Origin of the sequence: Nocardia carnea (genome assembly GCF_029868325.1) — a bacterium.
Lineage (GTDB): Bacteria > Actinomycetota > Actinomycetes > Mycobacteriales > Mycobacteriaceae > Nocardia > Nocardia carnea_C.
This window is the reverse complement of sequence record NZ_JARWNW010000042.1, coordinates 20283-29505: the sequence shown is the minus strand read 5'-3', so window position 1 is coordinate 29505 and position 9223 is coordinate 20283. Positions and strand designations below refer to the sequence as shown.

The 9223-nt window shown below is 67.7% G+C and carries 9 protein-coding genes and 2 tRNA genes; 8 read left to right on the top strand and 3 right to left on the bottom strand.

Annotation, left to right across the window (positions count from 1 at the left end; translation table 11 throughout):
• Nucleotides 1–105: 105 nt before the first annotated feature.
• The gene (locus tag QH196_RS01870; protein WP_280414001.1) at nt 106–1155 is read right to left on the bottom strand and encodes a M48 family metallopeptidase; all 1050 of its coding nucleotides are present in this window, start codon (nt 1153–1155) and stop codon (nt 106–108) included.
• Between the two features lie 118 nt (nt 1156–1273).
• Between QH196_RS01870 and QH196_RS01865 the strand changes: the two genes are divergently transcribed.
• Nucleotides 1274–1747 (top strand): ribose-5-phosphate isomerase, encoded by a 474-nt coding sequence (locus QH196_RS01865; protein WP_280414000.1) that lies wholly within the window; start codon nt 1274–1276, stop codon nt 1745–1747.
• A gap of 5 nt (nt 1748–1752) precedes the next feature.
• On the top strand, nt 1753–2565 hold the full coding sequence (locus QH196_RS01860) for an Fpg/Nei family DNA glycosylase (RefSeq protein WP_280413999.1): 813 nt from the start codon (nt 1753–1755) through the stop codon (nt 2563–2565).
• Between the two features lie 19 nt (nt 2566–2584).
• Here the strand turns inward: QH196_RS01860 and QH196_RS01855 are convergent, their stop codons facing one another.
• Nucleotides 2585–3541, bottom strand: a complete 957-nt coding sequence (locus QH196_RS01855) for a diguanylate cyclase domain-containing protein (RefSeq protein WP_280413998.1) — start codon at nt 3539–3541, stop codon at nt 2585–2587.
• A gap of 466 nt (nt 3542–4007) precedes the next feature.
• Here QH196_RS01855 and QH196_RS01850 point away from each other — a divergent pair.
• Both QH196_RS01850 and QH196_RS01845 read left to right on the top strand, forming a co-directional pair.
• Nucleotides 4008–4078, top strand: a tRNA-Gly gene (locus QH196_RS01850).
• A gap of 37 nt (nt 4079–4115) precedes the next feature.
• Nucleotides 4116–4189 (top strand) — tRNA-Pro (locus QH196_RS01845).
• Nucleotides 4190–4226: 37 nt separating this feature from the next.
• Here the strand turns inward: QH196_RS01845 and QH196_RS01840 are convergent.
• The gene (locus QH196_RS01840; protein ID WP_280413997.1) at nt 4227–5006 is read right to left on the bottom strand and encodes a MerR family transcriptional regulator; all 780 of its coding nucleotides are present in this window, start codon (nt 5004–5006) and stop codon (nt 4227–4229) included.
• A 490-nt stretch (nt 5007–5496) separates the two neighbouring features.
• Here QH196_RS01840 and QH196_RS01835 point away from each other — a divergent pair, with 490 nt between their 5' ends.
• The 4 genes from QH196_RS01835 to QH196_RS01820 all read left to right on the top strand — a co-directional run bounded on the left by QH196_RS01835 (nt 5497) and on the right by QH196_RS01820 (nt 9223).
• Nucleotides 5497–5748, top strand: a complete 252-nt coding sequence (locus QH196_RS01835; RefSeq protein WP_280413996.1) for a hypothetical protein — start codon at nt 5497–5499, stop codon at nt 5746–5748.
• Between the two features lie 45 nt (nt 5749–5793).
• Nucleotides 5794–6687, top strand: a complete 894-nt coding sequence (locus tag QH196_RS01830) for an ROK family protein (protein WP_280413995.1) — start codon at nt 5794–5796, stop codon at nt 6685–6687.
• Nucleotides 6688–7026: 339 nt separating this feature from the next.
• Entirely contained in the window at nt 7027–8145 is a 1119-nt protein-coding gene (locus QH196_RS01825; protein ID WP_280413994.1) for a GAF domain-containing protein, read from the top strand.
• A 133-nt stretch (nt 8146–8278) separates the two neighbouring features.
• Nucleotides 8279–9223, top strand: coding sequence for a conjugal transfer protein (locus QH196_RS01820; protein ID WP_280413993.1), 945 nt, complete (start codon nt 8279–8281; stop codon nt 9221–9223).

The following is a 9223-nucleotide window of genomic DNA, read 5'->3' as shown; positions in this document are numbered from 1 at the left end:
TTATATTCTCGCCCCCCCCCCCCCCCGCCGGCGCCGCCCGGTTCGGGCGGGGGGGGGGGGGGCGCCCCCCCCCCCCGGGGGCCCCCCCCCCCCACCGATCCCAGGTCAGTGCGGGGTTTTCGCCATCGTCACCGGCTGCCCGCCGGGAGTCCCCGGCGGGGGCGGTGGTGGTTGCCGGGGGATCGGCCGCGACCCCGGTCCGGGCCGCCAGAACAACCGGCCGTGGCTGCTGCGGTCGCGTAACGCCCACATCCGCCAGGTGAGCACGGGATGGGAGGCCATGGCGTTCACCATCCAGACGAAGAAGCCGCGTTCCTGGGCGGCGCGGTCGGCCATTTCGTCGAAATCCACCGAGGTGTTGAGGTATTTACCGGCCGCCAATGTGCCCATAGCCGGTGCCGCGCCCTGCGGCCGGTGGCAGTAACCGTGGTTGTCGGCCGTGTACTCCTGCGACCGGATGAGCGAATTTCCCAGGATCGGCAGGAACGGGACTAGGAACATCCCCAGCTGCCGCCAATAGGACGCATGCCCGGCCGCGATATGGCCGACCTCGTGGCCGATGATGAACGCGAGCGCGTCCGGTTCGCGGGCGGCGCCGCTGACCTCGAAAAGGTCGCTGTAGACCACCACGTAGCGGCGGAATCCGTGGCCGGAGGCGAATGCGTTGATCTGCCCGTTCCCGAGTACCACGTACGCATCCGGTGCTGCTGCCATACCGAACCGGGCCGCGGCCTCCTGCACCATCCGGTAGCCCTCGGGGAACTGGGTCGGCGACATCTTCACGCCGTTGACCCGCTGCCGCGAATAGTTGAGCCCGCGCCCCAGCCAGATCAGCAGGGGCGCCCCAACGAGGATCAGGATGTACTCGTTGACGGCACCGAGCACGAGCAGCAGAAAAGCCAGCAGATACGCAACTCCCGTGAACAGCACCACCACGGTCAGCAGCGGGATCTCCCAGCTGTGCCGGGCGGGCATACCGAACGGCGACAGTCCACGCGGTTCGTGCGCCGGACCCGGCGGCGGGGGATAACCGGCCGGTAGAGCCGCCGGGGCGCCCGGACGGTCGGTGAGCCACGGGTAGGGCCCGGGCTCCGGCGGATTCGTGCCCCAGTGGGGGCCGGACCCGGACGGTTGCTGTGGGTCGTGCGGCTGCATACCCCGACTCTAAGCGGACCTCCGCACTCGTTCGGCCGGGTACGGAAGGTCACACCGGTTCGCGCGGTGCCACCCGCCCGCCGTCATCGGCCGTTTCCGGGCCTGACACAATCGCGGCATGCGCGTATACCTGGGTGCCGATCACGCTGGTTTCGAATTGAAGAACGTTGTCAAAGATCACCTCGAGAAGGCCGGTCACGAGGTCGTCGACTGCGGCGCCCTCGTCTACGACGCTCTCGACGACTACCCCGCCTTCTGCATCGAGGCGGCCCGTCGCACCGTCGCCGACCCGGGCAGTCTGGGACTGGTGTTCGGTGGCAGCGGTAACGGTGAGCAGATCGCCGCGAACAAGGTGCCCGGCGCGCGGTGTGCGCTGGCCTGGAGCGTCGAAACCGCACGGCTGGCCCGTGAACACAACAATGCCCAGCTGATCGGTATCGGTGGCCGGATGCATTCGCAGCAGGAGGCGCTGGAGATCGTGGATGCCTTCGTGACGACCCCGTGGTCGGAGGAGGAGCGGCACCAGCGTCGTATCGATATCCTCGCCGCCTACGAGAAGACCGGCGAAGCGCCCGCTCTGCCCGCCTCCTGACGCGAGTGCCGGAGGGACATACCCTGCACCGGCTCGCCCGCCGGCACGAACGGCGCCTGGCCGGTGCGGTGGTGCGGGTATCGAGTCCGCAGGGGAAATTCGCCGCGGGTGCCGCCCGGGTGGACGGGCGCACCCTGCTGCGGTCGCAGGCCTGGGGCAAACATCTGCTGCACGAGTACGAGGGCGAGCTGTTCGTCCACGTCCACCTCGGGCTGTACGGCACGTTCACCGAATCCGGTCTGCCGATGCCGGAGCCGGTGGGGCAGGTGCGGATGCGGATATCCGGGCCCGGCCGCGACGGGTCCGGGTTCGGGACCGATCTGCGCGGGCCGACGGCCTGTGAAATCCTGACACCGCCGGAGGTGGCGGCGCTCGTCGACCGGCTCGGACCCGACCCGCTGCGTCCCGATGCCGACCCGGACCGGGCCTGGGCGCGGATCAGCCGCTCCCGGCGCAGTATCGGCTCCTTGCTCATGGACCAGGGCGTCATCGCCGGGGTGGGTAATGTCTATCGTGCGGAAGTGCTGTTCCGGCACGGTATTTCCCCGTCCCGGCCCGGTACCGGGATCACTCCGGCCGAATGGTCGGCGCTATGGGCGGATCTGGTCGGACTGATGCGGGTCGGGGTGCGCCGCGGGAAGATGCACGTGGTGCGTCCCGAACACGATCACGGCGCGCCGTCCTACGCCGCCGACCGGCCGCGCACCTACGTCTACCGGCGGGCGGGCGAGCCGTGCCGCTGCTGTGCCGCGCCGGTGCGGCACAGCGTTCTGGAGGGCCGGAACCTGTTCTGGTGCGCCGGGTGCCAGCCCGGCTGAACCTGTCTGTTCGGCCCGCTCAACCCGCCACTGCGGTATCGACCGCCCCGCCCGCGGCCTCGGCGCCGACGTAGCGGCGCCCGCCCGCGGTTTTCGCCGAGTACATGGCGAGGTCCGCGCGGCGGAGCAGTTCGGCCAGTTCGGCGCGGTCCTCGGGCGGCGAGTACGTGGTGCCGACACTGGCCGATACCGGTACCGGCCCGGCCGCGGTCCAGACCGAATCATTGAGTGCGAGCACGATATTCGCGGCCAGTTCGGCGACACGGTCCTTGTCGAGACCGGCCGCGAGGACGAACTCGTCGCCGCCGTAGCGGCAGACCACGGTCCCCGGGGGCGCCACCTCGCGCAGGCGTTGCGCCAGTTCGACCAGTACCTCGTCGCCGACTGCGTGACCGTAGTTGTCGTTGATCTGCTTGAACCGGTCCAGATCGACCACCAGCAGCCCGACCCCGCGTTGCGGGTGATCGGCCATCTGCCGGACTCGTTTGCGCAGCAGGGTGCGGTTGGCCAGGCCGGTGAGCGCGTCATGGGTGGCTTCGTGTTCGAGCCGCTGCTGGAGGGCGGCGAATTCACGCACCCGCTGCGTGGCCTCGTCGGAGAAGTTCTTCTTCTGCTGCGCCAGCGCCAGCTCCTGCAGCGCCTGGGCGTAGCTGTCGATGGCCTGGCTGGCCACCAGCGGCCACTGGGTCGCCACCAGGGAGCCGCGCGGTCCGGCAGGGAAGCCCAGCAGGGTGCGGGTCACCAGGGCGAGCATCCGCACCTGGTGCAGCGGTTCCGCGCACAGCCGCGCCCCGAGCCGGCGGGCGGCGCGAATCGGGAACGGATCGGACACCGTGAGCTCGAGGAGCTGCTCGAGGATATCCACGAGGACAGGTTCGATCTCGGCCGCGGTGATATCGGCATCGGGCTGGGCACCCGCCGCCAGGGCCCATTCGCGGGCGGTGGAATGGACGGGTGGCCGGCTCTCAGCAGGCATCGCGATCACCGCAGGCGGAGGTAATCGCGCCGCGACCGCGCGGCTTCGGTGCCGGGGCCACCCGGCTCTGTCGTACTGCTGTGCGGATGGTCCACCTTGTCGGGTGCACGCCACCGCCCCCTTTCCAGATACCCCGTCCGGCAAGAAGATCGTAGCAAGATGGTGGGGCCCGGAGACCTGCGTTCTAGAACAAGTTCTCGAACCCCGGAACAACAGCAATCTCTGGCGTATCGTCCGGAACCCGCCGGTGTTACACACTTTCGGGAAATTTTTTTCGCGCGCGCCGGGGAGTGCCCGGCTGTCGTGTTCACGCGATAGGTCGTACCGGTTCCGGCCCGGGCGGCTCAGGGGACCCGGACGGCGCGCCGGCGCCCGGAACGGGGGCTGATTGGCGAAAAGAAAGTGGCATTCGGTACAGTCGCTCATGCACACGGCATCGTGGCGATCCCACCGCTGCTGTATGCATGCGGGTGTAGTTCAATGGTAGAACCTCAGCCTTCCAAGCTGATGGTGCGGGTTCGATTCCCGTCACCCGCTCTCTCCGAGACCGGAAACCACCCCTTCGGGGGTACTACGGGGTGTGGCGCAGCTTGGTAGCGCACCCGCTTTGGGAGCGGGTGGTCGCAGGTTCAAATCCTGTCACCCCGACATTTCTCGCCCGTCTCCCGGAATCGGCTCCGGTATCTCAGCTACGGGCCCGGGACGGTTGCTTACCGTTGGGTGCCCCGTTGCGCTGGACAGCGTAGGTGCGTGGCGGCGGCGGAGTCTCCACCGGTAGTTCGGCGCGGCGGCCGAAGGCCTGGTCGATCAGCTCCGATGCGGCGCGGGTGACGATGAGGCGCGCGATGGCGAGATCGGTTTCCAGTTTGGTGCGGTCCTTGATATTTCGTTCGGACTGCTCGTAGCTCTTTCCGGCGAGGATATGGAAGATATCGGCGGCATAGCGGTCGGCGATCCGGTCGCAATCGGCGCGGAGGCGCTCGACGAGCTGGAAGGTCACGTTGGGGGGCAGGCCCGCATCGCCGAGGCGGGTGGCCAGATCGCTGCATCGCGGGTTGGTGACCCGGTAGACGTCGAACGGGTCGTCGCTGGCGGCGAGTGCCTGTTGTACGTACTCGGGTAGCTCGTAGGCGGGTTCCTCGGGTTCCGGCGCAGGCGGATGGTCCGGTGACGGGCGGTCGGGTGCACCGGGGTTCTGGTCGGTGACACCGAGTACATCGGCGAGGCCGTCGCCGCGGTCCCAGGCGGAGAGCAGTTCCCGGATGCCGTTGAGTTTCATCCCGCGGCCCAGCAATCGGCTGATGGTCTGCAGCCGATTGAGATGGTCGGATCCGTAGTACCCGATACGTCCCCGGACATCGGGCGAGGGCAGCAGGCCCCGCTCGTGGTACACGCGGACACTGCGCACGGTGGTCTCGGCGGCCCGCGCCAGCTCGTCGATCGTGTACTCGGATTCGCCAGGCATACCTATAGGAAACCATATTTGGGCCCGTAGATAAACGGTCCGTAACCAAACGAACCGCTGTATGGCGGCTTGAATATGTGAAATGAAGATCAACGTACCGTTAAGTAGCGGTACGAGGCCTTGCTTCCAGACCTGTCGGTGTTCTACCGTCGTGATGCAGCTGACATCGGCTGTTTCCGGGGACTGTTGAGCAGCCCTGACGATCCGCCCGACCAACGGGACACGTATCGGTACCCCCGGCGTGCCCTCGGCAGTTCCGGAGACGGTGATGAGCACAGTACGAGTACGGTCGTTGAGCGTTGTTCTACCTCGCACGACAAATCAGTCGCGGGTTTCCGCGCCACCCCCTTCCGCGGCGGTGAAATCGGCGCAGCGCCCACCGTGTGCGGAGATCCCGGACAGCTGGGACCTGGATTCGGGCACACCCGACGCCTGGCATTCGGCAGTACGTACTTGCTATGGCTGTCCCTTGTTCGATCAATGTGCGCGCTTGGCGCAGACTCTCATCGAGCGGGGCGATGCACCGCGAGCCATGATCTGGGCGGGCATCGCCTACGACAACTCGGGCAACGTCATAGAGAACTTGGATCGGCACCGCACTGTGCCGATCGATCACAAACGGCCGATGCGGATCATCCGCAACGGTCCGCGCCCCACGCACGGCGCGGTGGTATCCGGTGCGCCCAAACGCCATATCGTCCTGGGTCGTCCGCTCCAGCCGACGGGCACCGCTGCTGTCTGACTATGCTGCGGGAGCAAGCGCGGATCTAGTTCTGGTGGTGCGTAGATGACAATCCTGGCGTTGGAGATCGGCACGACACGGCTCGCTGCGATCGAGATCGCCGACGATGTGGGCTCCGACCAGGTCCAGCAGATACCGATACCGCGACAGGGCGCCTGGGACAAGGTGCGCGAGCTCCTGCTCCGGATCGCGGCGGGCCGGGAGGTCGCCGCGGTCGGAATCGCCTCCAACGGGCCGATCGATATGGCCTCCGGTGTGGTGGCGCCCGCGCAGGTTCAGGAATGGCAGTCCGGTTTTCCGCTGGTCGAGTCGGTCCAGCAGCTTTTCCCCGCCGCCTCCGTGGCGATGGCGCTGGACGGTGTCTGTCTTTCGCTGGCCGAACGGCATTTCGGGGCAACTCGTGAGGTGATGGATTCGCTATCGATACACCTGTCGGAGACGGTGTTCGGCGGGGTGATGGTGGGCGGATTCGTGGTGGTCGGGCGGACCGGTAACGCCGGCCAGGTCGGTCATGTGCTCGTACCGGGCTACGACGATCCGTGTGTGTGCGGGGGCCGCGGATGCCTGGAATCGGTGGCGGGTGCGCCGGCTTTGACGGCTTGGGCCCGGCAGCAGGGCTGGGCCGGGAATTCGGTGACCGGCCTCGCGGCGGACGCGCAGGCCGGAGACCGTATCGCCCTGGCGGCGCTGGAACGAGCCGGTATCGCGGTGGGCCGGGCCATCGCTTCGGTGGCGGCACTGCTGGATATCGACCGGGTCGTCGTCGGCGGGCCCATCGCCGCGGCCGGCTCCGCGCTGTGGAAACCGCTGCAGAACGCGGTCGCGATGCATGCGCGATTGCCCTTTCTGCCCGGGTTGCGTGTGGTTTCCTCCGAGTTGGCGGATCTGGGACTGCTTGCGGGTGCGGGGGTTATCGCGCTGACCTCGCAGAATGCGTGATCTGCCCACCGGGCAGTAGTTTTCGGCGGTCGGCGCCGGTCGCCGCCGCGGGCGGCGTGGCTGCTCGGCGGCCGGGTCCGGACCATTCATCGAGGACCCGATTCGGTTGTGCTCATATCGGGGTCCGTATCATTGCCCGTTCGGGTGGCCGGATGGTCGTACCTCTCCGGCGGTGGCCGCGGGGTGGATTTCTGTGTCGTGCGGCTTATCGACTGCGATTTCACTGTTGAGCGTACCGCTGTGTAACGGTACATTATCTCCTGCGGATGTTGTCGCGATAGCGATAAGCCCCGCGCAACGGTTGGACGCACGCGATGAGAGGGCGCAGTGATCCCCTGGGTGACGGTCGAAACTTTGGCGCCGGAAGGTTTCTCGGTCGCGTCGGTCGGGGATACCGCACGCGAGTTCGCCGACTGGCGCCGCGTTGTACAGCGACAGTTCGCACGTACCCCAGCTCTCTACGACGGATTGACCACACGCGATATCGCCGAGGCTCTGCGTACTGCCACGACGGGGGCCATCGACCTGGATCGCGCCTTCACCACTCGATCCGGACCGCACCGGCTGATGGTCCGGCCGGTATTCGGGCCCGCCGGGGAAGTGCACGCGGTGCGCTGGTGGGCCGGGCCCGCGGACGGTCCGGTGCCGCCACTACCGGCGGCGGTCGGCGCGATCTGGGATCTGGACAGCCAAACCCTCGCGCAGCCCAGCGGTATCACGGCGCTGTCGGGTAGCGCACCCGAAGAGTATGTACCGCGGATGTCGATCGCCGAATTCTTCCATCGTATCTCGGCATTCGACCGGCACGCGGAAGTCCTCGACCTGCTGTACGGCCCCGTGGCCGGTGACAAAATGCAATTCGAGGTCACCGTGCTGCGTAATGCCGGGCGGGCAACCCGCTGGCGGATCTCTGTGCGGGCCCGCAACGACGAACACACCCGCGGTGCGTGGTGGCTGATCGAGGACATCACGTCGGAGGACAATCCGGCCATCTGGCCGACTCTGGAGAGTGTCGGCCTGCGGGAGGCACACCGCCGCGCGGGCAACCATCTCGCGGTCGTCCAGTTGGGATATACCAGTATTTCGCATTGGCTCACCGATCCGGCACCGTGGATACGCTGGGACTATCTGTTCCGGCCGGTCGATGTTTTCCATCCCGACGATCGGGTCCGGCTGGTGGAACTCGGTTCTCGGGTCCGCGGTGGCGAGAGCGCGGGCGTCACGGTACGGGCGTTGAACTACAGCGGCGGTTACACCCCCACCTCGCTACTGCTGTATCCGTACCCGGGATTCTCCAACCGGGAGCTGGCCATCGCCCAATTGGTGCGGGTGGCCGACGATATCCCCGTGGTGGAACCGGATCTGACGGGTCCGGTCGCAACGGAGAGCCCGATCGGTTACGACGACCAGTTGCGGTTCCGGCTGGCGGGCCGGCTGCGGCACAGTCCGGTGTCCTGAGAACGGGTGTATTCGCGGGTCCCCATGCCTGGGAAGATGTTTTCCGTTGGTGGACAGGCTGCTCTCTACCATTCCGAGAGTGAGGACTGGGGCGGCTGGACGCGCGGATTCGGGCGAGGCACTGCTTCGCCGGATGGCTGCACGGCGCCGTCGCGACAATATCGTCGTCGTGGTCCTGGCGGTGCTCGCGGTACTCGGCGGCGGGCACGCTGTCTACAGTTTCTTCGCCCCCGACCCGGCCCCACCGGGAGACGAGGAGATGGTGCGGGTCACAGGGCACGCGAGTCTGGCGGCTTCGTTCGCCCAGGATTTTGTCGTCACCTATCTGAGCGCCGACGCGAGCGATCAGGACGCGCTGTCACGTTATGTCGACGGGACACAGCGGATCTCGTTACCGAAAACGGGGGCACAGGTCAGCGCGCCGCTGGTGGTCTATATCACGCGCACCCTCGACGCCGGCGCGGTCGAGGTGTGGTCGGTGACCGTATCGGTGCAGATGGGCCGGACCGGGTCGGGTACCGCGCGGCATTACTACCGGGTCCCGGTCTCGGTGTCCGAGGGCAGTCTGCGGGCGCTCACTCTGCCCGCCGCGGTGGAACCGCCCGCGGTCGGCTCGGATCTGGCGCAGGCGTATTCGGCCCCGTGCGGGGAGGAGACGGCGTTCGCGCAGGTCGCCACCGGATTCCTGAACGCGTATCTGACCGGCGCCGGCGATGTGGCGCGCTATGTCACCGTCGATTCCGGAATTTCGGCGTTGCGTCCGGCGCCGTTCACCGAACTCGGCACAGTGACCGTGACCGCCGAGGATTCCGCCTGCGGTACCGCCGGCTCCAATGCGCAGGTATTGGCAACAGTCACCCCGGAGGGCGCGTCCGGGACCGCCCCGGCGCTGGCCTACCCGCTCACCATGGTCCGCGGTGAGGGGCAGTGGCAGGTGCGGGCCATCGAGACACTGCCGGCGCTGAAGGAGCCACTGACCCTGGTCGTGCCACCAGGAGAGAACACCGGCCCGGCCACCGGCAGCACCACGGGAGCCCCGACGACCACCGCGGAGATCCCCCCGGCGACCCAGAACTGA